Here is a 22,030-nt window from a genome sequence, read left to right as displayed (position 1 = left end):
TTATCCTTACACCGTGCCTTTTTCATACATGGCGCGATTCTTTTCTTTCTCTTTGATACGGCGCTGTTTTTCAGCCAAAAACGCGCGGTACTTTTCAACGTTAAATTTAAACAAAATCAGCATCGGAGCAGCTACGAATACAGAGCTGAAAGTTCCTGCTATGACGCCTATTAGCATCACGAAGCTAAAGCCGTGGATCATCTCTCCGCCCCAGACGAATAAAATCACGATGACGATGAGAGTAGTAAGCGAAGTAAGCAGCGTGCGCGATAGCGTGTGAGAGATCGATTCGTTTATAACCTCATCAAGCTTAATCGATTTACTATCTTTTACACCTTCTCGAATTCTATCGAAAACAACGATGGTGTCGTTTAGCGAGTAGCCCATTATGGTTAGTAGTGCAGCTAGAATTTCAAGGTTGAAATCCACACCGGCTAAAATCATCGCACCTACGGCAACTACGACGTCGTGCAGATCCGATAGCACTGCGGCGACCGCAAATCTCCACTCAAACCGCAGGGTGATATAAACCAAAATGAGCGCAAACGACACACATACCGCTAAAATTCCGTTTGTGCGAAGCTCCTCGCCGACTTTAGGACCTACGATATCGACCTTGCGAATGTCGAAGTTTCCACTACCTTGTAAAATTTTTTGCGCCGCCAAGGCGGGATTATCGCCCAGTTCACTCGCAGCGCCTGAATATCTAATCGTAACTTCTTGATCGCTACCGAATTCCGTAACGTTGATATTGCCTAAATTTGCCGCCTCGAAGCGTTTTCTGATCTCATCAAGCGGTGCTTTAGCGTCGTATTTAACCTGAATGAGTGTACCGCCGCTAAAATCGATGCCGTAATTAATGCCCTTAATGAAAAATAGCGCAATAGAGCCTATTATCAAAACAGCAGAAAGCGCAAAAGTAAAATATCTAAATTTCATAAAATCATAAATTTTGCCCTTATCAAACACTTGCATTTGCGCCTCCTCTTACTTTATAACCGAGCCAAAGCGCGGTATTTTTGCTCTTTTCCATCTTATCCATTACTAACTCAAACATTCCGTGAGTGCCTAAAATAGCCGTTATCATCGACGCTACGATACCGATGCTCATCGTGACGGCAAAGCCCTTCACCGGACCGGTGCCGTAAGCATAAAGCGCAGCAGAAGTAATTAGCGTAGTGATATTTGAATCCACGATCGCGCTCATCGCATTTTCATAGCCTTTATTTATACTTTGGCGGATTAAAACTCCCGTCCTTAGCACCTCTCTAACGCGCTCGTTAATGATGACGTTCGCATCTACCGCCATTCCGATAGTTAGTACGATTCCAGCCATTCCAGGAAGCGTCAAAGTAGCGCCGAATAGCGCCATACAAGCTATCAAAAACAAGATATTGACCGTAAGCGCGATATCGGCAAAAAGTCCCGCTACGCCGTAGTATAAAATCATAAAGATCAAAATCGCAACCGCTGCAAGACTAAGCGCCGCCATACTTTTATCGATGCTATCTTGTCCTAGGCTAGGGCCGATGCTGCGTGTCTCTGAGACTTTAACAGGAGCCAAAAGCGCACCGCTTCTAAGCGCAATCGCTACGTCGTGCGCCTCCTCGACGCTAAATCCGCCGCTGATCTGACCGCTGCCGCCGCCGATGCGCTCGTTAATGCGCGGTGCGGAGTAAACCTTGCCGTCAAGTACAATCGCAAGGCGCTTACCGACGTTTTTGCCGGTAAAATCGCCAAAAATTTGAGCGCCTTGAGAGTTTAGCGTAAAATTTATGATCGGCTGGTTGGTGTGCTGATCGAAAGCTACCTTCGCATCAACTAGCATCGCGCCATCAAGGACAGGAATTTCGTTTATGAGATACTTGTAATTCGGATTTTTAACGTCGGGATAGATCACGTCGCCGTAAGCTCTGGCATCCGCTGCGCTAATAGTCTGCGCGCGATCTTGGCGCACGTCGTCCACCGCCATAAGCTGCAAGTGGGCCGCTTTGGCGATCAGATCCTTGGCGCGCTGCTCATCCGCTGCACTTTTGACGCCCGGAAGCTCAACCAAAATATAGCTCTCGCCCTGCTTTGCTACCGTCGGCTCCGCAAGTCCGAATTGATCCAAGCGGTTGCGGATAGTTTCTACGGCCTGTTCGATCGCGTATTTTTTAGTCGCTTCGACTTCCTCGGGCGTCAGCGTGACGCGGTATTTTTCGCCAGATTTTTGAATGTCTAATCCGCTTGCGGCGCTATGCAAAATCGCATCAAATTTAGAAGCCTCGTCCGCGTCTAAAATTTCAAACTCAAACGAATCGCCTTCCAATTTTAGCCCGTCCATCAGCAGATCATCGCGTTTGGCGGCGTAATTGACGCTCGCAGCGATCGATTTGATCTTTGAAACGACCGCTTCATCGCTTTGAACTTCCAAAAGCATATGTAGGCCGCCTTGCAGATCCAAACCCAAGTTTATCTTGCTTCCCTTTTCGGTCTGAAAGATCGAAGGCGCGGCAAAAATCGCCGAAAAAATAACCGCAGCCAAAAAGATCAGCAGGCGGTATGAAATTTTACTGCTCATCTAATTTTCTTGCCACAAATTGTTTATCCAGCTCAACCATGACCTCATCGTTAAGCTTAACTGTGATAAAATCATTGTTTGTTTTCACGACCGTGCATTTTATGCCACCGCTAGTTATGATCTTATCGCCTTTGCCGAGCGCATCGACCATCGCTTTATGATCCTTGGCCTGCTTTTGCTGCGGTCTGATAATCAAAAAATACATAATCGCAAAGATTACGACGATAGGCAGGATTGATGCAAAGAAGTTTCCTTGTTCCATGTGTTTCCTTCATTAGAAATTTAAAAAGTAGCTATTTTACATTAAGTTACATAAATAAAGGCTTTGTTCTTGCCCTTGCGCTTTCAAATTTTATTTTCGTAGAAATTTTAAGCTCTAAATTTGACGGCTTGGCTGCTTTGGCGGCGGAATTTTTCTCGCCTCTAATTGCGATAGCGGCACTTTTTTATCTGCTAAAAGCAAACAAGGCGGAGTGGTTTTGGTGCGGATTTTTTATCGGCGCGCTGTGGATGCACTGGATCAGCTTCAGTCTGATCTATTTCGATCTTGCGTTTTTAATCCCGCTTGAAATTCTTGGAATTTGCCTCGTTTACGCCTTTATTTTCCGCATCTTTGCGATCTTTGACGCGCCCGTTTTGCGCGCCGTGTGCCTTTTAGCGCTGAAGCTTATCCATCCTTTCGGCTTTGATTGGCTAAATTTTGAACTGCTTCTAAGCCATGGAATTTTCAGAGCCGATCTTAGCGCGCTGGCTCTGATTTTAGCGGGGCTTTGCGCGGTTTTGTATCTACTGGGGCGCGGCGCGGCAGCTAAGCTTAACGCCGCGATCTTTGCGGTATTTTTGATCTGCGCGCTGCAATTTAGCCAAAAAGAAGCCGAGCCGCTACCGATTAAAATTTCACTCGCAAACACCGATATTTCGCAGCATGACATCTGGGCGAAGGATAAAATTTTATCCGCCGCGTTGGCAAATTTAGCTCGGATTGATGATGCGATCGCAGCGGGACAAGACGCGATAATTTTGCCCGAGAGCGCCTTTGCGATGCCGCTAAATTTAGAAAACGTGCTTGTTGAAGCTCTAAAGGAAAAATCGCGCGCAATTACTATCGTAGCGGGTGCAGAAGCGTATGAGAACGGGAAATTTTACAACAGCGCCTATCTTTTTGCAAACGGGGAAATGAAGCGCTTCGATAAGCATATTTTGGTGCCGTTTGGCGAAATGGTGCCGCTGCCTGAATTTGCGCGAAATTTCATAAACCGCGTGTTGTTAGGCGGCGCGACCGATTTTTCGACCGCTAGCGGTTTTAGCGACTACGAGCTTGGCGGCAAGAGCGTAAGAAGCGCAGTTTGCTACGAGGCTACGCGCGCGGAGCTTTACGAGGGCTCGCCCAAATATGTCGTAGCGATCAGTAATAACGGCTGGTTCGTGCCGAGCTACGAGCCCTATTTGCAGCGCCTCATAATCCGCTACTACGCGAGCTTACACGGTACATTGATCTATCACGCCGTAAACGGTAGCGCTAGCGAGATAATCGCTCCGAAAAAGATCTGGATAAACCGCCTTAAAGATCATCTAAAATAGCCTAAAAAGTTATTTTTAAACGACTTTTGGATAATATTTTAAAATTTTATTAGGAGCTAAATTTATGGCTAAATACAATCGCATACTCGTAAAATTTTCGGGTGAAGCGCTAGCGGGAGAGAACGGCTTTGGGATTGACAGCGAAATTTTAAAATTTATCGCTAAAGAGATCAAGCAGCTCGTAGAGGGCGGCATCGAAGTAGGCATCGTAATCGGCGGCGGCAACATCATAAGAGGCGTAAGCGCCGCAGCTAGCGGTATCATCAAACGCACCAGCGGCGATCATATGGGCATGCTAGCGACCGTCATCAACGCAATTGCGATGAGAGAGGCACTAGAATACGCAGGCATGGACGTGCGCGTGCAAAGCGCGATAAAAATGGAAGCGATCTGCGAGACCTTCATCATCGGCCGCGCTAAAAGGCACCTCGAAAAAGGTCGCGTCGTGATCTTTGCCGCAGGCACGGGAAATCCGTTCTTCACGACCGATACCGCGGGTACGCTCCGCGCTATCGAGATCGGAGCCGACGCCATCATCAAAGCCACGAAGGTAATGGGGATCTACGACAAAGATCCGCAAAAATTTAAAGACGCCAAATTGCTTTCCAAAGTCACTTACGATCAAGCCCTGCACGACAACATCAGGGTGATGGACGATACGGCTATCGCGCTTGCTAAAGACAATGCACTTCCGATCATCGTATGCAATATGTTTAAGAGCGGAAATTTATACAAAATCGTCGATGGCGGAGATCTAAGCTCCTGCTCGATCGTAAAAAACTGAAATTTTAAATTTAAGGAGAATTGATGAGAACCGAACAAATTGTAGCCAAGGCTTTAAAAGTAACCGGCGGAGACCGATATAAGCTATCTTTGATGATAAGCAAACGCGCCGAGCAGCTAGCTGCAGGCGAACCGCCGTTAATAGATAACGTAGATACTCGCAGGATGAAATTTGCCGATATAGCAATTTTGGAACTAGCCGAAGGTAAGATCGCATTAGATGGAATCGTTGACAAGGATTAATGATAACTTCTTAGAAAGTCTCATCGACGATGTCGTCGATACCAAAGACATTCAAAGCGCCAAGCAGCTGCTTTATAATCTAAAAGAGCCTACTCCGTTACTGGTGGATGCTATAAATTTATGCATCGCGCAGCATGACGGGCAGTTTCGCAAAAGTGGCGAGCCGTATGCGATCCATCCGATTTTGGTAGCTTGCTTCGTATCTTTTATGGGTGGAGACGACGCGATGGTGATATCTGCGCTACTACACGACGTAGTAGAGGATACAGATTACAGCATCGAGCAGGTTAGACAAAGATTCGGCGACGAAGTAGCCAAAATCGTAGAAGGGCTTACTAAAATCGTAAACATCAGAGAGGATAAATTAGCTCCATCCGGCGATAGTAACGCCAAGCTACGCACCACTGCGCTTACCTTCCGCAGGATGCTGATGATCTCCATTAACGATCAGCGCGTCTTGGTAGTCAAGCTCTGCGATAGGCTACACAATATGCTAACCCTAGACGCGCTTCGCCCCGATAAACAAAAACGTATCGGCGAGGAGACGCTTTTAGTTTATGCGCCGATCGCGCACAGGCTTGGAATTTCATCGATCAAAAACGTGCTTGAAGATCTTAGCTTCAAATACGTCATGCCTAAAGAGTACTCGGCGATCGCCGATTACGTCGAGGAGCATAAGCAGCAGCTTCAGATGAGCTTGAGCAAATTTAGCGAAAAGATCAAGGAGTATATGCTTTCAAACGGCTTTAGCGAGGGCAGCTTTGAGATCCAAAAGCGGATGAAGCACTACTACTCGATCTTTTTAAAAATGCAGCGCAAAGGAATTTCGATCGAGGAGGTGCTCGATCTTTTAGCTATACGCATCATTGTGCAAAAGCCGATGGATTGCTACTTGGCTCTTGGCATCATCCATACTAAATTTAATCCGCTCATATCGCGCTTTAAGGATTATATCGCGCTTCCGAAGCAAAACGGATATCAGACGATCCACACGACCGTCTTTAACGAAAGTATGATCGTAGAGGTGCAGATCCGCACCTTCGATATGCACAACACCGCAGAATTCGGTGTCGCCGCTCACTGGAAATATAAATATAGCGGCTCGATCAATCCGAAGCTCGATTGGCTAAACGACATCGGCATGCAGGAAGAGGACGACGCCAACGCCGAGGATCTTTACGAATACGCTAAAGACAGCCTCTACGTAGAAGATATCGCCGTGTATTCGCCCAAGGGCGGAATTTTTACATTGCCGCGCGGTGCTACGGCGCTTGATTACGCCTATGAGATACACTCTCAAGTGGGCTTAAAAGCGACCGAGGCCTTTATAAACCGCGTCAAGGTGCCGCTTCTTACGGAGCTTAAAAACGGAGATATCGTTCATATCATCACTGGAAGCGAGCCACACTACCGCTGCAGCTGGCTAAGCTCTGTAAAAACCGGCAAGGCGCGCGCGACGATAAAGGCATTTTGCAAGCAAAAGATCAGAGATATAAATTTTGAAGTAGCGATTAAAATTTTATGCGCGATCTTTACGACGAGCAAGGAGAGCATTCTAAGCTGGCTCGAAAAAGAAAATTTAAGCAAAAAGATCGGTAAAGTTGCCTATGACTCGGTATTTTTAAAAGACGTCGTAAACGCGCTGAAAAAATACCCGCTCAAAGAGAAATTTTTCAATATGAAATTTCGCAGCAAGTATGAGATCGAGAAGCAAAAATTTGACAACATCGTGGTGTATTCAAATTTTAAAATCGACGAGGTTGAGTTTGATTACTGCTGCAACCCAAAGCGTGGCGACGACATCATCGGCTTTCGCAACGGACATGGCGTAACGGTGCATCACAAGCTGTGCGAACGTGCAAGCGAGCTAATCAAAACCGATGAGATGATCTTCGTAAAATGGACGCGTAATGCGCCGCACCGCTACAAGATCATATTAAATTTAGAAAACAAGCGCGGCTCGCTAGCGACGTTTTTGAACTATTTAGTCAAGCTCGAGGTCGATCTAGTATCGATAAGCCTTAACGAAAATAGCGAAACGACGTCGGATTATTTTGAGATTATCATCGAGCTAAACGAAAATTTAGACTCCACGGAGATTAAAGACAAACTCAAAAACCGCTTTAAAATCGTGGATTTCGTATCGCTTACGGACGTATATAAAAACTAAATAAGGGAGAGCAAATGGCTGACATTCAAGGCATTATGGAAAATTTTAAGCGCGGCGTCGCGGAGATCATCGGCGAAGAGCAAATAGAGGCACTGATTAGGCGCTATTACGACAGCGGCGAGGTCTTTTACGTCAAAATCGGCATGGACCCCACTGCTGCGGATCTACACCTAGGGCACGCCGTCGTACTAAATAAACTTGCATTTTTGCAAAACCACGGCGCGATCGTGCAGTTTCTAATCGGCGATTTTACCGCTCAAATCGGAGATCCTACGGGCAAGAGCGAGACTCGCAAAAAACTAGCGCGCGAAGTTGTGCTTCAAAACGCCAAAACCTACGAGCAGCAGGTGTTTAAAATTTTAAATCCCGCAAAAACTAAGGTAATGTTTAATTCCGAATGGACCAACCGCCTGGGTGCTAGCGGTATGATCGAGCTATCAAGCACTTTTAATGTTGCCAGGATGCTCGAGCGCGACGACTTCGAGAAGCGCTACAAGGCCGAGCAGCCGATCAGCATCAGCGAGTTTATGTATCCGCTGCTGCAAGGATACGACAGCGTTTGCATGAAATGCGATATAGAATTCGGCGGCACCGATCAGAAATTTAATCTTTTAATGGGTCGCCAGCTGCAAAGAATTTATGATGTCGGCAAAGAACAAAGCGTCGTGATGATGCCGCTTTTGGTAGGTACCGACGGCGCGAATAAGATGAGCAAAAGCCTTGGCAACTACATCGGCGTAACCGATACGCCTCATGATATGTACGGCAAGGTGATGAGTATCAGCGATGCGTTAATGTGGGATTGGTATAATCTACTAAGCCAAAAAAGCAGCGAAGATATTGAGCTAATAAAAGGCTTTGTGGCGGATGGCTCGATCCATCCTAAGGCGGTTAAGGAGGAGCTTGCCTCCGAGATCGTCACGCAATTTTATGACGAAAACACCGCCTTTGAGGCTAAGCAGGAATTTGACCGCGTCCACGGCGCCGGCGAGCTTCCTAGCGAGATCAAGGAATATCACGTAAGCTCGCCTGCATGGATCGTAAAGGCGCTCATCAGCTGCAAGCTCGCAGTCTCTAGCTCGGATGCGCGCAGGCTGATAAAATCAAACGCCGTCAGTATCGATCAAAATAAAATTTTAGATGAGCAGCTTCAGCTTAGCTCGGGCGAATATACGCTTCAAGTAGGGAAGAAAAAATTCGCTAAATTAAAGGTGGATTAATGAGTATAAAAATAGGCAAACACGAGATTGCGCACCCGATAATTCAAGGCGGCATGGGACTTGGTATCAGCTGGGACAAGCTAGCCGGCAATGTCAGTCTAAACGGCTGTCTAGGCGTCATTAGCTCGGTCGGCACCGGCTACTACGAAAATCTTAAATTTGCCAAAAAATCGCTCGATGGCAGACCATATCAAAGCGAGAATTTTTATAGCAAGGAGGCGCTTTTTGCCATCGTGCAAAACGCCCGTAAAATTTGCGGCAATGCGCCTTTGGGGATGAACGTAATGTGCGCGGCGAACGACTACGAGCGCATCGTAAGGGATTCGTGCGAGGCAGGGATCGACATCATCATAAGCGGCGCGGGACTCCCTACCAATCTGCCGGAATTTACGGCTGATTTTCCGGACGTCGCGCTCGTGCCCATCGTCTCCTCCGCTAAGGCTCTTAAGATCATCGCCAAGCGTTGGAAGCAGCGCTACGACAGAATTCCCGACTCCGTAGTGCTCGAAGGCCCTCTTAGCGGCGGACATCAGGGCTTTACCTACGAGCAGTGCGGCGATCCCGCGTTTGCGCTGGATAATCTAATCCCGCAAGTAAAAGCGGAGATTGCGCAATGGGGCAGCTTCCCGCTATTTGTCGCAGGCGGAATTTGGGATAAAACTGACATCGATCGCGTGAAGTCTTTGGGCGCCGACGGCGTGCAGATGGGTACGCGCTTCATCGGCACCTTTGAATGCGACGCCGCGGAGGAATTTAAGCAGGTGCTTCTTAATTCCAAAAAAGAGGACATCCGGCTTCTAAAATCGCCCGTAGGCTATCCCGCGCGAGGAATTCATACCAATCTGCAAGATATGATCGCCGCAGGCACGGCGCCTAAGATCCGCTGTATCAGCAACTGCGTAAGCCCATGCGAGCGCGGCAAAGGCGCTAACGCCGTAGGATACTGCATCGCCGACCGCCTAAGCGACGCATATCTGGGCAAAACGCAAAGCGGTCTGTTTTTTACCGGTGCGAACGGATGGCGATTAAACGAGATAATATCCGTGAAGGAATTGATAGAAAAACTTGTAAATGGCGAAGATAATTAAAATTTTTCTAATCGCAGCTTTTAGCTGCGTATTGGCGTTTGGAGCTTCCAGTGAGGCGTTTTTTGCGAAATTCGACAAGGATTTTATCGTAGCGACGCCGAATTACAAGCGCTCGCTGCACAAAGAGCTAAAATCGCTCTACCAAGGCGCGTCCGATAAAGAGGTCCGCATCAAAGCGCTAAAGAGGCTAGTTTATAGCTCGAAAAATTTAGGGCTTGACTCCTCGCCTTATGAATCTGCGCTAGCCAAATTACAAGGCAAAGCAAGCGATAGCAGCACGAATTCTAAAAAGCTCAAAGATGAAAACGCAAAAAATTCCAAAAGCTCGGACGAGAAAAACGCTTCAAATTTAGCGCATAGCCCCAAAGCCTCCGCCTCTAAAAATTCTAAGAATTCAAAAAATTCCACTTCCAAAAATCTCAAAAAGACGCGCGCGCCAGAAGAAGCCGATCTAAGCTCGCTATCTAGTGAGGATTTGGAGTTTTTACGCTCGACTAGGCCCCGCGGCGCAGACGACGCAAAAAATTCAATAGACGATGCACATAGTAGCGACTCAAGCGAAAATTCCGCAGGAGCCGACGACTCCTTACAAGCGCAGAATTCCGCAGGTAGCGCTGCGACCGAGCGATTAGATTCTGAGCTTCGCAAAAGCAGCGTAAAAAAATCCGCCCTCGATGCCAAACTCGCTCTAGAATCGCTGCGTGGCGATGGGGATGAGATCGTGCTTGAGTTTAACCGCGATCTAAAGCGTGGCGATTATAAAGATTTTACGATCGCAAGTAGCGATAATTTTCGCTTCGTGATTGATTTTAACGCGCGGCAAAAGTCACAAAAAACGCGGCTTAAAGATAGCTTCGTTAGCGATATACGCGTCTCGCAATACAACGATAAGACCGTGCGCATCGTACTTAGCGACCCGAAAGAATTCAACGCAAACGTTGAAATTAGCGGCAATATGATGATTTTAAGTACAGCTGAAGGCTTAAAAGCCGCAAAATCCGCGCGCGCAGAAAAAAACAAAGATCAAAAATCAGGGCGCAAGCGCGGACGCGAGCAAGATAGCGAGCTGCAAATCAGCACGATAGATGAATCTCAAGGCGCCAAATCGGTCTCCGTGGCCGCCGGTAAAATTTACAAATCCACTAAGGGCAAACTCATCGTAATCGATCCGGGTCACGGCGGCAGCGATTCTGGCGCGGTCGGAAACGGGCTAAAGGAAAAAAATGTCGTGCTAGCCACATCCAAAAAGCTCGGTGCGCTGCTTACCAAGCGCGGCTACAAGGTGCTTTATACGCGCAGCACCGACGTTTTTATAAATCTACGATCGCGTACCGCTTTCGCCGCTAAAAGAAATGCTGATATGTTTATTTCGATCCACGCAAATGCCGCTCCTAACGCTAGCTCAGCACTTAAAATGAGCGGTGTGGAGACCTTTTTCTTAAGCCCGGCTAGAAGCGAACGCAGTAAAAACGCTGCCGCGCTCGAAAACAGGGGCGATTTGGAGGATATGAACACCTTCTCGAAGCAGACCTTCCTAAATTTCTTAAACCGCGAGAAGATAATCTCTTCAAACAAGCTTGCCATCGATATTCAAAGCTATATGCTAAGCTCGGTCAAAAAGAGCTTTTCAAGCAGAGACGGCGGCGTGCGCGAGGCGCCATTTTGGGTGCTGGTGGGCGCTACGATGCCCGCAGTGCTCGTGGAGATGGGCTACATCACGCACCCGCAGGAGGGTAAAAATTTAGGCAAAAGCGCCTATCAGGATCGCATCGCCCAAGGTATCGCAAACGGCGTGGACGCGTACTTTCAGAAAAACAAGTGATGAAATTTTACGCGCTACGCATTTTGCGAGCTAGATGAAATTTTATTTCGGCGCGAGATTTGCTCCGCGGATATAGTTTGGCGAGCGGCACAGATCTTGCGGATAAACAGAGCGCGAAGGCGGTAAATTTAAAATTTAAAGCCCACCGCGCTAAATTTAAAGCAAAATGCGCGGCGCTTGGGTGCAAAATTCGCTCGCGTGCAAAATATTTACTACGGGCGGTAAATTTTGCGGAGCGTCTTGCGGTATATGCGGTCCGGGGACGTATACGGCTTAGACGCGGAATTTTTAGCGCAGCTTGGCGTAAAATTTTTAAACGCGGACTTGGCGCTACGAGCGCAGAGAGTGCAGCTAACGGTAAAATTACCGACAAAATCGCATTTAAGTCGCGCAAAAATAACGATTTAGTCGCGCTAATGCGAGCCGTCTTTCAAACCGCGTCCGCACAATTAGGATTGCGCTTTAAGCCGCAAGCGTGCATATTGCGCCAGTCGCACTTAAAACAGCCCTAAAATTTCGCGCTATGTCCGCAGGACGCGCGATATTTGCGTAATGCTGCGAACGCGATAGTTGCAACGCGCCGATGCCTGCGCTCTATGTGCATTAAAGGTGCAGCTGAATCGTAAATTTAAAGATAAAATTTAAAAGGTCCAAAATGAAAAAAATTGTATTTTTGATCCTGCTTTTCGCAGCCGTTGCGCTCGCGCTTTATGTTACTTCGCGCGTAAATCCAAATCTTTTCGCCGAAATCAAAATCCTAGGCGCGCTGCTAAACGCCACGATCTTCGGCGTCGCGCTCATCGCCTTAGCGATCGGCGAAAAGGAGTTCGTGCGCTTTCCGTTTCTTACCGCTTCGCTGCTGGCGCTGTTTTCGGGGCTGGTAGAGGGCGTACTGCTCTTCGAGAACCGCTACTACATCGCGATCACGGCGGTGGCGTTCGTCGCCTTCGTCTTTTATCTGCAGATCAGACACAAAAGATTTTCAAACAAAGCTTATAAAAATTCTGCGGACGAGAGCTCTAAAAATTTAGACGGCAACGAGAGCGAAAACTACAAAGAGAGCGGCGAAATTTTAAATTCTCAAAGCGAAGATGAAATTTTAAATTCTAATGACGATCGCGGTGAAAATTCCGCGGATGGCGCCGATGAAAATTCTACGCATCGCGCTGATGAAAATTCCGACGGAAATTTCAAAATTTCAAACGGTAGCGCGGGCGAAGGCGGCGCGGGCGAAAATTCCGCGCAAAATTTCAATCAGGGCACTGAAAATTTCGCACCCGACGCAAGGCGCGATAGATGATCAAATCCGCGCTGATCGCGCTTGCGGTGATATTTTTACTGCTTTTAAATTTAGCCAATCTTTTCGGCATGATAGGCATAAGCGGGCCGATGCCTGCGATGATCTGGTTTGCGATCAGCTTCTGCGGGGTTTTTTATCTATACAAATTTTGCGGCACAAAGCCAGTCGCGGCGCGGATCGGGATCTTTGCCGTAGCCTTCGTGGGCGGATTTTTCACGAGCGTTTTGTACTACGGATTTTTTAATTCGCAAACTTTGGAATTTGCCTTTACATACGCCTTTTTCGCGGTGGTCTTTACGCTCGGCATCGGCGTGATTTTGTAGCGAGTTTTAAAAATTTAGTGCCCCGCTTAAAATTTCGCCGCCGAAGCGAAGAACCAAGCTCCACGCGATTTACCCTGTTCACGCGGCGCCAAATTTACATCCTGATCTTATAGGTCTTGTAGTTATCCTTCATCCTAAACGTCAGTAAATTTTGTAAAATTCCAAAAAGGATCATAAAGGTGATGAAGCTGCTGCCGCCGTAGCTGAAAAACGGCAGCGGCACGCCTACGACGGGCGCGAAACCCACCACCATCGAGATATTAACGCCCGCGTAGATAAAGATAAGCGAGGCAAGCGCGCTCGTAAAGACCCGTATCAGATAATCGTTTTTAAAATCGTAGTTCAGGCTCAACAGATGCAGTATCAGCAGCGCATACAGCGCGATCAGCGCGGCAGCCCCCACGAAGCCGAAGCGCTCGATCGTATAAGCGAAGATAAAATCGCTCGTCGCAATCGGCAAGAATTTAAAGTGCGTCTGCGTCGCTTCATCCTTATCCTTGCCGTAGATGCCGCCGTTTCCGATAGCGATGATCGCCTGCTTTACCTGATAATTGGGCTCCTCGCTTATGAAATCGGCGATGCGCTTTTTTTGATAATCATGCATGTTTTCGTACAAAATCGGCGAGCTGGCCACAAAAACGATGATCAGCGTAAGCCAAATTTTTTTATCGACGCCGATGATAAAAAGAATAGCAAATCCCGTCAAAAAAAGTATCGCGGCGGTGCCTAGATCGGGCTCTTTTGCGATCAGAACAAAAGGCAGAAGTATGTAAAAGCTAAGGCGCAAAAAATCCTTGAGCCCGTAGCCGTTTTTCGGCGGCGGATTTTTGTGTATCAGATACATCAGCATCAGGATAAACGCGGGCTTCATCACCTCGCTGGGCTGCAGCGTAAAATGCACGAACGGAATCTCCAGCCAGCGCCTTGCTCCTAGCTTGCTAACGCCGAAAAAATCGACGCTGAGCAGCAATATGATGTTGATCCAATAAAATATCGGTATGAGATATAAAAATTTGCGTATCGGAAAGAGAAAAAACAGCGTAAAAATGGCAAATCCGACGCCGAAATAAACGACTTGCTTCGAGGACAGCACGTCGTTTGCCTCGCTTATTAAAACGTATGAAAAAACCACTATCGGCACGATCAAAAAAGGTTGAATGAAATCAAAATATGCTAAAATCTTTTTGTCAATTTTAAACAACGCTTAATCCTAATTAAAATTTTGACGTAAGAATAGCCAAAAAAGGTATAAATTTGGATAATCTAATAGCACAATGCAGCGAAAGGCTCGACGTTTTTTTAAGCTCGCAGCTAGGAATTTCGCGCAACCAAATATCAAATTTAATCAAATCCGAAGCGGTCAGAGTGGATGGCGCAGTGCAGAGCAGACCCGCTTACAAGCTATCTGCGGGCGAGCTCGTGCACATCGATTACCCCGCGCCCACGTCGCAGCAAATGAGCGCGGAGAGGCTAAACTTCGACGTTGAAATTTTATACGAGGACGATGATCTGCTCGTGGTAAATAAGCCCGCGGGCCTTACCGTTCACCCCGCCGCGAGCGTCAAAGAGCCCACGCTCGTGGACTGGCTTAAGTCTCGTGGCTATCTGCTTTCCACGCTCGGCGGCGAGCTTCGCGCAGGCATCGTGCACCGCCTGGATAAACTCACCAGTGGCGCCCTGCTCGTCGCTAAAAATAACGCCGCGCATGCCGCGCTCTCGGCGCAGCTAAGCGATAAGAGCATGGGGCGGATATACCTCGCGCTCATCGACCTGCCGCTGAAGCAGCCCTGCGTGATTGAGCGCCCGATCGCTCGCAATCCTGCAAACCGCCTAAAGATGGGAATCGTACCAGGCGGACGCAGCGCAAAGAGCGCGTTTTATGAAATTTTAAGCGGAGCGGAACTAGTGGAGTTTCAAAACTCCGCCGAGAAGCGCGATGAAATTTTAGGCGCGTGCGATGGCGCGACTGCAGACAAGAGCGCAGGTGCGGATAAAATTTCAGCCGTCGATAAAATTTTGGCTGCGAACGCAGGCGTAAGTAGAATTTCCACTGAAGACAAAATTTTGGGCGACGCTACGGATAAAATTTCAATGGGTGATGCGGGTAAAATTTTGGCTACCGATAAAATTTCAGACACGACTACAGGCGCTGGCAAAATTTCGGCCGTGTCCACAGGCGGGGATAAAATTTTAAGCGCTAGAAGGGACACAGATACGAGTAAAATTTTAGCGACCGACGTAAGCGCTCGCGGGAATGAAATTTTAAATACAGACCCAACTGCGGGCGCGGATAAAATTTCGGCTACCGACGTGAGCGCGAGCAAGAGCGCGGGCATGGATGAAATTTTAAACGACTACGCAGGCGCGGATAACGCGGACGAAATTTCAAATAACTGCATGCGGAGCGCGGATAAAATTCCGATCCAAAGCATAGATAAAATTCCAAGCAGCTGCACGGGCAACGCAGGTAAAATTCCAAACAATCTCGTAGATAGCGAGGATAAAATTTTAACCGCCGATATGAGTGCGGATCAAACCCAGAGCGCTCGTCTTGCCGAGAATAAATTTTTAAATTTTAAAAATCCCGCTCAAAATGAAAAGCTGCCGCCGATAAGCCTAAAGAGCTTTAATCTCGTCGCGGCGAAGCTATTCACGGGTCGCACGCATCAGATCCGCGTGCATTTAAGCTCGATAAATCGGCACATTTTGGGCGATCATTTATACGGATTTAAGAGCGAAAACGCTAAAATTAGCAGGATTTTGCTCCATGCCTATTTGCTCTATTTCATCCATCCGCGAAGCGGCAAAGAGGTGAAAATATGCGCGAGTTTGCCGAGCGAATTTCTAAATTTTACGACAAATCAAAAGGTAAAGGATGAAATTTATGAAAAAATTTTACCGACTAACGTTGAGTGCTACTTTAGCGATATTAGCGGGTGGTTGCGCTATGTCTAGCGCGCCTAGTGCAAGCGACGAGAGCCTTCCGCGCATAGAGGGGGTTAGGACGATCACGAGCGACGATGAGATCGGGCTTGAGTGGCCCAGATACGACAGCAATACCGCCGTGTTGGGCTTTATCGTTTATCGCGCGCCTGCAAGCGGCGGCGAAGCCAAAAAGATCGCCACCATCACAGATCCATACTCCACTCACTACGTAGATACGAGGCTGCAGCCGGGCACTTCGTATAAATACACGGTGCGCACATACGGCGCCAAGGGCGTTTCGGCTCCTTCTCCAGTCGCTATCGCAAGCACAGCGAAGATGCTAGAGTCCGTGCCGTTTGCGCAGGCGATCTACGGGCTTCCGGGCCGCGTTAAGATCATCTGGCGTCCGCATCCGGATCTTCGCGTAAGCTCCTATCTCATCGAGCGCCGCCCTAAAGGAGGCGAGTCATGGAGCACGATTAAAGAGGTTCGCGGCAGACTTAGTGCTGAATATATCGACAATATCGATTATGGCGAAGGATATGAATACCGCATCACCGTCAAAACCGAAAACGGAGAGCTGTCCAAGCCTAGTGCAGTCATTGCCGCAGCGCAGGCAGAATAAAGTTTGCCGAATTTCATAACCCAAAGCGTGAGCCTGCCGCGGCTGCCGATTAAGCTCGGCGAGACCGAATTTTTAGAAACGGCGCGCGGCAGAAATTTAACGCTCGTACGAACTAAAAGCTTTGATAGCGAGTTTTTTATCATCGTAAAGCCCAGCGGCGACAAGGTGATAGTAAAGGGCGAAAAGATCACCAAGCCCGCCAAGATCAGCCATCTGCAGCGAGCGCTCGAAATTTTTAAAGAGCGTTTCTGCGGGCGGATCATCTCGCAGGCGTTTGCTTACAAAGACAGCTCGCTTACCGAAAAAACGCCGCTAATTTTGGACGAAAATGAAATTTTATCCCTCGTAAAAAGCTCTAAATTTAATAAAATTTTTATCGAGATCGGCTTCGGCTCGGGCAGACACCTGCTTCATCAAGCGCGCTCAAATCAAGACGCGCTGCTAATCGGTATCGAAATTTACAAGCCCGCGATCGAACAGGTCGCAAAACTAGCGATCCGCGAGGGGCTGCAAAACATCGCTCTCATAGCCACCGACGCGCGGGTTTTACTGAGCCTGCTTCCCGCGGGCTGCCTGCAGCGCGTGTTTTTGCACTTCCCCGTGCCGTGGGACGACGCACTGCACCGCCGCGTCATAAGCGACGAGTTCGCCTCGCAGATCGCACGCACGCTCGAGCTCGGCGGTCGCTTCGAGCTTCGCACCGACAGCGAGGAGTACTTCCTCTACACGATGCAAAAGCTCTCGCCCTACGTGCAGCGCAAAGCGGGCGAAATTTTGCATTTTAAAAACCGAGACGCCGCCGTAGCGAGCAAATACGAGGATAGATGGCGCAAGATGGACAAAGACATCTATGATCTGATCTACGAGAACAAAACTGCGGGTCTGGGCGAGCCGCAGCAGTTTGAGATGGAATTTTTAAAATTTGACGCGGCGGCAATCGCGCGAAATTTTAAAAATTCTACCTTCAAAGGCGAGGATTTTTTCGTGCATTTTGAGGAAATTTTTTACTTTGACGCGCAAAAAAGCTTGGAGGCAGGCGGAACTTGCGCGGCGGACGGCGCAAATTTAAGCAGCGCGGGAGAAGTTATAAACGATGAGGCTACAAATTTAGACGCAATGCGCGGCGGAAATTTAACCGAGCGCGCGAGCATGGATGAAATTTCGTTAGGCGGCGGCAAAATTTTAGCTACGACAGCGGGCGATAAAATTTTAGCTTGCGAGAACGCTACGCAAATTCTAAAAAAAACAAGCGCCCCGCTGAATACAAACAGTGCTAATGAAGCGTACGCAAAAGACAGCGCAAATTTAAACGAGAATTGCTTGAACGCAAGCGACGTAGATTTAACGAGCGACGTTTCTGTCGCAGTAAGCGCTAAATTTAGCCGCCCCGCCCCGAGCGAAAAACGCGCTTTAGCCTGCGAGCAGATCGCAACAAAGCAAGGCACGCAGATAAACAGCGCAGCCTCCGCAAGCGATACACTAAACGCAAACGACCTGATCGCAACAATCGACGCAAGCAACGCGCTAAATTCTAGCGGCGCAAAGAGCGCGCTTGCAGCTACCGACGCGACAGACACGGGCAATATACCCACAACGATCGATGCAATAGATGCGAGCAATGCGCCGAATTCAGGCGGCTCGTTCGCAGCAGCCCGCACAAACGAAGCAAACGCGGCACCAAATACAAGCGTCGTACCTTGCAAAAAGGGATCGCAAACCGAACGGCAAAGCAAGCCGAGCTTCACCAAGCAGCAAGATAAACAGCAAAGCAACCTAGAAGGCTGTGCAAAGCCACGAGCCGAACACCAGAGCAAATTAAATCGCGCCGAGCGGAAAGATAAACGGCAAAGTGAACCAAGCTACGCCGAGCAGCAAGCCGAACAGCAAAGCAAGCCATGCACCGCTGAGCCGCAGGACGTGCTAATCCTGCTTTCACTCGGGGCATTCGACTTTCCGCAGCAGTGTTTCATCCGCGCAAACGCAAGCGGTACGCGCTACTTCATCCGCCGCCCGCTTCCTACGCGCGAAAACCACGCGGCACATCAAAAAATTTCGGAGATATTTTCACAATGGCAGAGATAACGGACGATTACAACATCATCACCGCAGCGGGCCTCACGCTAGGCTACGAAAAGGCGGGCGCAGTCATCCAAGACGCGAGCTTCGGCATCGGCGCAAAGGACTTCGTCATCATCACGGGCAAGAGCGGCAGCGGCAAATCCACGCTGCTTAAGTCCTTCTACGGCGGCATCGACATCATCGGCGGCGAGTTGAACGTCTGCTTGTGCGATTTAAAGGGCATCACAAACTCCGATCTGCGCACCCTGCGCCAGCGCATCGGCATTATCTTTCAAAACTACCGCCTGATCAACGAATGGACGATCGAGCGCAACATAATGCTTCCGTTAATGATAATGGGCTACAATCAGCAGGTCTGCCAAGACCAAGCCAAAAAGCTACTGCGCCACGTCGAGCTCGGGCATAAGATGGGCAAGTATCCACTCGAGCTTAGCGGCGGCGAGCAGCAGCGCGTGGCTTTGGCGCGTGCAATGGCGCATAATCCGCGGCTGCTGCTGTGCGACGAGCCTACGGGAAATTTAGACGACTACTCCAGCGCCATTATTTGGAATTTGCTGCGCTCGGCGTGCGAGTCGTGGAACGCCTGCGTCGTCATCGTAACGCATAAAATGCCCGCCACGCTGCGTTTTAGGCACCGACATTTTGAGATTAAGGACGCTAAAGTAAATGAAATCGATTAAAACCCATTTCGGCGTGATCTTTTCGCTCGTCGCGCTGCTTTTTTCAGTGCAGTTTGGAATTTTTATGAGCAACCTAACCAAAAGCTACGAGCGCTCGATCCAAAACGAATACAACATCGTGCTAGTCTCCAAAACTCCGCTCAGCCTACAAGACGCGCAAAAAGCGGTACCGAAAATCAGCTCGCTTAGCGAAATTTCCACAGCGGGCATAACCGAGCGGCTAAAGGGTAAAATTTCACAAAACGCCTTTGCCGAGCTTAGTAAAAATTTGCCTAAATTTTATAGTGTCAAGCTCGAAAGCTTCCCCGACGCTGCGCAGCTTGCCAAGATTGAGCAGGATCTAAAATCCATAGGCTCGCTCACGCGGGTTGAAATTTTTAAAAAGACCCACGATGAAATTTTTAAAATTTTACTGCTTATCAAAAGCCTCGTTTACGGCTTTGCGTTTCTCATCGTGCTTTTAGGCGTGATGTTAATTCACCGCCAGATGCGTATCTGGGTTTACGAGCACAAAGAGCGCATCGAGATCATGGAGCTTTTCGGCGCGTCGTTTCTGATAAAAAGCGGCAAACTCTACCGAATGGCGATAATAGACTCCTTCATCGCCACACTGATCGTGACCTGCTTCTACATAGCACTTCCTTCTTGGGAGGTGTTTTCGACCACGCTTAAGGGTATCGGCGATCTGCGCACCGCCATAGTGCTGCCTTACGATGCGCTGATTCTTTTGGGTGTCGCCTTGGCGCTATCTATCATCGCGGTAAGTTTTGTGATGCTGCAAATTGGAAATAAACGAGCATGAAAAGAGCTTTTTTAGCGCCGCTTCTTACGCTGGGGCTTACCGCAGCTCTTACTTATGCCGCGCCCGCAAAGGGACAAAGCACGAAAGATAAGATCGCCAAAGCGGGTCAAGAGCTCAAAAGCTCGCAAAAGGAGGGGATGCAACTCTCGCAAAAGATCGATGAGATCGCAGGCCAGATCGTAAAGGAGCAGGAGGGCTTTAAAAAGCGCGAGGGCGAGATCAAACAGCTAAGCGACGCGATCGAGGGCTTAAAAGATCAATACGCCGCCGAAGCGCAGGAGCTTGAGAAGCTCAATAGCCAAAACGTCACGCTTCTTAGCGTGCAAAACGATCTGGAAAGCAAGATTGCAAACGTGATCTCGCAAGAGCTATCATTCGATCTCATCACCGACGTAAATTCCACCACCACGCCCGATTCTATCATGGCTAGCGAAATTTTGGAGGGGCTCGGCGTCGTTATGAACGACGAGCTTAAAGGGCTGATCAAAGACTACGAAAATAATCAAAATTTTATTAACGAGCAGAACAAAAAGATCAAATCGATCCAAGCGAGCATGGCGGGCTACGATAAGAAAAAAACCGATCTCAACGCCAAGCAAACCACCCAAAAAGAGAAGCTCGCGCAGATGAAAAAGGACAAAGAGGACTATATCGCGAGACTGGAGAAGATAAACGACGAGCAAGATGCCATATCTAAGACCCTGCAGGAGCTTAAGATCATCGATGACGCCGAGGAAAAAGCCAAAGCGCAGAAGGAGGAAGCGGCACGCCAAGCAAAGCTTGAAGCGCAGAAGCAAAAGGAGCGCCAGGCGCGCGAAAAAGAGTACGCCAAAGCAAAGGCGGCTGCCAAAAAGGCGGGTAAGCCAGAGCCTGCGCCTCCTAGCGAGCCCGAGCCCGAAGTGAGCGAGCCGGCGGATGAGCGCGTAAGTAAGATCAACCAAAAGGTCAAGCAGTACGGCTCGAGCTATCAGTCCTCGCGCGTTAAAAAATACGGCGGAGCCAAGACCGCAGCGCCTCTGAACGGCGCGTATTTGAAGCGGAAATTCGGCAACTACAACGATCCCGTGTATAACATCAAGCTTTTCAACGAAAATATCGTGCTGGGCTCAAACAGCGGCGACACGCAGGTTAAAGCGGTGCTGCCGGGCAAAGTGGTTTTTGCTAAAGAAACCGCCGTGCTCGATAAGGTCGTGATCCTAGAGCACAGCGGCGGCATCCACACGATCTACGCGCATCTAAATCAGATCCCGCCTACCGTGCGCGTCGGCTCCAACGTCAAAAAGGGCTACATCATCGGACGCATCGGCTCGGATCTGACCTTTGAAGTGACGCAGCAGAACTACCACATCAACCCGCTCGATCTCATAAGTCTGAGGTGAAGCCGTGGGCAATAGAAATTCTAAATTTAGCGGATCTTGCGAGGACGCCGAAAGTTTAAATTTAAGCGGACAGAATTCAGGCTACGATTTAAATTTAGATGAGCAGAATTCTTTGAAAGGGCAAAATTGCGCCGCTTTAAATTTGAACGATGAAAGCCCTGTGGCGGCGCTAAATTTAAACGGGCCAAATTCCGCCTCGGCGCTAAATTTAGATAACTCAAATTCCGAAACGACGCCAAATTTAAACAATCAAAATTTTACCGCTACAAGCGCTGTCGCCGCATCAAATTTAGATAGCGAGAATTCCGCCATGGGCGCTGCCGCTGCATTAAATTTTAAAAATAAAAATTCCGCCGCAACGAGCGTCGAAGAGGCATCGAAGACGACGGCGGCCGCTGTGGAAACAGAAGCTGCAACGGCCTCAGAAACAGCGCAAAACGATATTGA

The 22,030-nt window shown here is 48.6% G+C and carries 18 protein-coding genes and 2 pseudogenes; 16 read left to right on the top strand and 4 right to left on the bottom strand.

The annotated features are described in order from the left end of the window. Positions 1-6: 6 nt before the first annotated feature. Genes secF through yajC form a run of 3 tightly spaced genes read right to left on the bottom strand, consistent with a single transcriptional unit; the run spans position 7 to position 2,825 of the window. The gene (gene secF, locus Q0144_RS01650) at positions 7-975 is read right to left on the bottom strand and encodes a protein translocase subunit SecF (RefSeq protein WP_297902803.1); all 969 of its coding nucleotides are present in this window, start codon (positions 973-975) and stop codon (positions 7-9) included. Beyond that, positions 962-2,563: a protein translocase subunit SecD gene (secD, locus tag Q0144_RS01645; RefSeq protein WP_298061148.1), complete on the bottom strand. Its 1,602-nt coding sequence runs from the start codon at positions 2,561-2,563 to the stop codon at positions 962-964. Before secD ends, secF begins: the two co-directional genes overlap by 14 nt. Next, on the bottom strand, positions 2,553-2,825 hold the full coding sequence (yajC, locus tag Q0144_RS01640; protein WP_005872282.1) for a preprotein translocase subunit YajC: 273 nt from the start codon (positions 2,823-2,825) through the stop codon (positions 2,553-2,555). The genes secD and yajC overlap by 11 nt, the downstream gene beginning before the upstream one ends. On the opposite strand from yajC, the gene Q0144_RS01635 reads away from it, so the two are divergent. The 9 genes from Q0144_RS01635 (at position 2,801) to Q0144_RS01595 (ending at position 13,093) form a co-directional block, all read left to right on the top strand. Then, positions 2,801-4,144, top strand: a complete 1,344-nt coding sequence (locus tag Q0144_RS01635) for an apolipoprotein N-acyltransferase (protein WP_298061147.1) — start codon at positions 2,801-2,803, stop codon at positions 4,142-4,144. The genes yajC and Q0144_RS01635 overlap by 25 nt on opposite strands. Before the next feature lie 64 nt (positions 4,145-4,208). Continuing rightward, the gene (gene pyrH, locus Q0144_RS01630; protein WP_005872284.1) at positions 4,209-4,928 is read left to right on the top strand and encodes a UMP kinase; all 720 of its coding nucleotides are present in this window, start codon (positions 4,209-4,211) and stop codon (positions 4,926-4,928) included. Between the two features lie 23 nt (positions 4,929-4,951). Further along, the gene (locus Q0144_RS01625; RefSeq protein ID WP_005872285.1) at positions 4,952-5,170 is read left to right on the top strand and encodes a DNA-directed RNA polymerase subunit omega; all 219 of its coding nucleotides are present in this window, start codon (positions 4,952-4,954) and stop codon (positions 5,168-5,170) included. Beyond that, positions 5,148-7,340 (top strand): RelA/SpoT family protein, encoded by a 2,193-nt coding sequence (locus Q0144_RS01620; RefSeq protein ID WP_298061146.1) that lies wholly within the window; start codon positions 5,148-5,150, stop codon positions 7,338-7,340. Before Q0144_RS01625 ends, Q0144_RS01620 begins: the two co-directional genes overlap by 23 nt. 14 nt (positions 7,341-7,354) lie before the next feature. Further along, a complete protein-coding gene (gene tyrS / locus Q0144_RS01615) occupies positions 7,355-8,560 on the top strand; it encodes a tyrosine--tRNA ligase (RefSeq protein WP_298061144.1) in 1,206 nt (401 codons plus the stop codon). Next, positions 8,560-9,648 carry a nitronate monooxygenase gene (locus tag Q0144_RS01610; protein ID WP_298061142.1) on the top strand — a complete coding sequence of 363 codons (1,089 nt, stop codon included), beginning with the start codon at positions 8,560-8,562 and terminating at the stop codon, positions 9,646-9,648. The genes tyrS and Q0144_RS01610 overlap by 1 nt, the downstream gene beginning before the upstream one ends. Further along, positions 9,632-11,470: an N-acetylmuramoyl-L-alanine amidase gene (locus Q0144_RS01605; RefSeq protein ID WP_298061141.1), complete on the top strand. Its 1,839-nt coding sequence runs from the start codon at positions 9,632-9,634 to the stop codon at positions 11,468-11,470. The genes Q0144_RS01610 and Q0144_RS01605 overlap by 17 nt, the downstream gene beginning before the upstream one ends. Before the next feature lie 655 nt (positions 11,471-12,125). Further along, complete coding sequence (locus Q0144_RS01600) at positions 12,126-12,770, top strand: hypothetical protein (protein WP_298061140.1); 645 nt, start codon at positions 12,126-12,128, stop codon at positions 12,768-12,770. After that, positions 12,767-13,093 (top strand): hypothetical protein, encoded by a 327-nt coding sequence (locus Q0144_RS01595; protein WP_298061139.1) that lies wholly within the window; start codon positions 12,767-12,769, stop codon positions 13,091-13,093. The genes Q0144_RS01600 and Q0144_RS01595 overlap by 4 nt, the downstream gene beginning before the upstream one ends. Before the next feature lie 94 nt (positions 13,094-13,187). On the opposite strand, the gene Q0144_RS01590 is transcribed toward Q0144_RS01595, so the two are convergent. Further along, positions 13,188-14,294, bottom strand: coding sequence for an FtsW/RodA/SpoVE family cell cycle protein (locus Q0144_RS01590; RefSeq protein WP_298061138.1), 1,107 nt, complete (start codon positions 14,292-14,294; stop codon positions 13,188-13,190). A 53-nt stretch (positions 14,295-14,347) separates the two neighbouring features. Between Q0144_RS01590 and Q0144_RS01585 the strand changes: the two are divergent. The 7 genes and pseudogenes from Q0144_RS01585 to Q0144_RS01555 form a co-directional block, all read left to right on the top strand. Beyond that, a pseudogene (locus Q0144_RS01585) lies at positions 14,348-14,977 on the top strand (RluA family pseudouridine synthase); the annotation flags it as partial. A 735-nt stretch (positions 14,978-15,712) separates the two neighbouring features. Then, positions 15,713-16,048: pseudogene (locus tag Q0144_RS01580) on the top strand (RluA family pseudouridine synthase); the annotation flags it as partial. Beyond that, positions 15,978-16,643, top strand: a complete 666-nt coding sequence (locus tag Q0144_RS01575; RefSeq protein ID WP_298061137.1) for a fibronectin type III domain-containing protein — start codon at positions 15,978-15,980, stop codon at positions 16,641-16,643. The pseudogene Q0144_RS01580 and the gene Q0144_RS01575, both read left to right, overlap by 71 nt. Before the next feature lie 3 nt (positions 16,644-16,646). Then, the gene (gene trmB / locus Q0144_RS01570) at positions 16,647-18,725 is read left to right on the top strand and encodes a tRNA (guanosine(46)-N7)-methyltransferase TrmB (RefSeq protein ID WP_298061135.1); all 2,079 of its coding nucleotides are present in this window, start codon (positions 16,647-16,649) and stop codon (positions 18,723-18,725) included. Further along, the gene (locus Q0144_RS01565; RefSeq protein ID WP_295152369.1) at positions 18,713-19,402 is read left to right on the top strand and encodes an ATP-binding cassette domain-containing protein; all 690 of its coding nucleotides are present in this window, start codon (positions 18,713-18,715) and stop codon (positions 19,400-19,402) included. Before trmB ends, Q0144_RS01565 begins: the two co-directional genes overlap by 13 nt. Then, positions 19,389-20,204 carry a hypothetical protein gene (locus Q0144_RS01560; protein WP_298061134.1) on the top strand — a complete coding sequence of 272 codons (816 nt, stop codon included), beginning with the start codon at positions 19,389-19,391 and terminating at the stop codon, positions 20,202-20,204. Before Q0144_RS01565 ends, Q0144_RS01560 begins: the two co-directional genes overlap by 14 nt. Further along, entirely contained in the window at positions 20,201-21,583 is a 1,383-nt protein-coding gene (locus Q0144_RS01555) for a M23 family metallopeptidase (RefSeq protein ID WP_298061133.1), read from the top strand. The genes Q0144_RS01560 and Q0144_RS01555 overlap by 4 nt, the downstream gene beginning before the upstream one ends. The last annotated feature ends 447 nt before the right edge of the window (positions 21,584-22,030 follow it).

The sequence above is a fragment of the uncultured Campylobacter sp. genome (genome assembly GCF_938045345.1).
GTDB lineage: Bacteria > Campylobacterota > Campylobacteria > Campylobacterales > Campylobacteraceae > Campylobacter_B.
The sequence above is the reverse complement of the archived record's forward strand: the minus strand, read 5'-3'. Positions and strand labels throughout refer to the sequence as shown.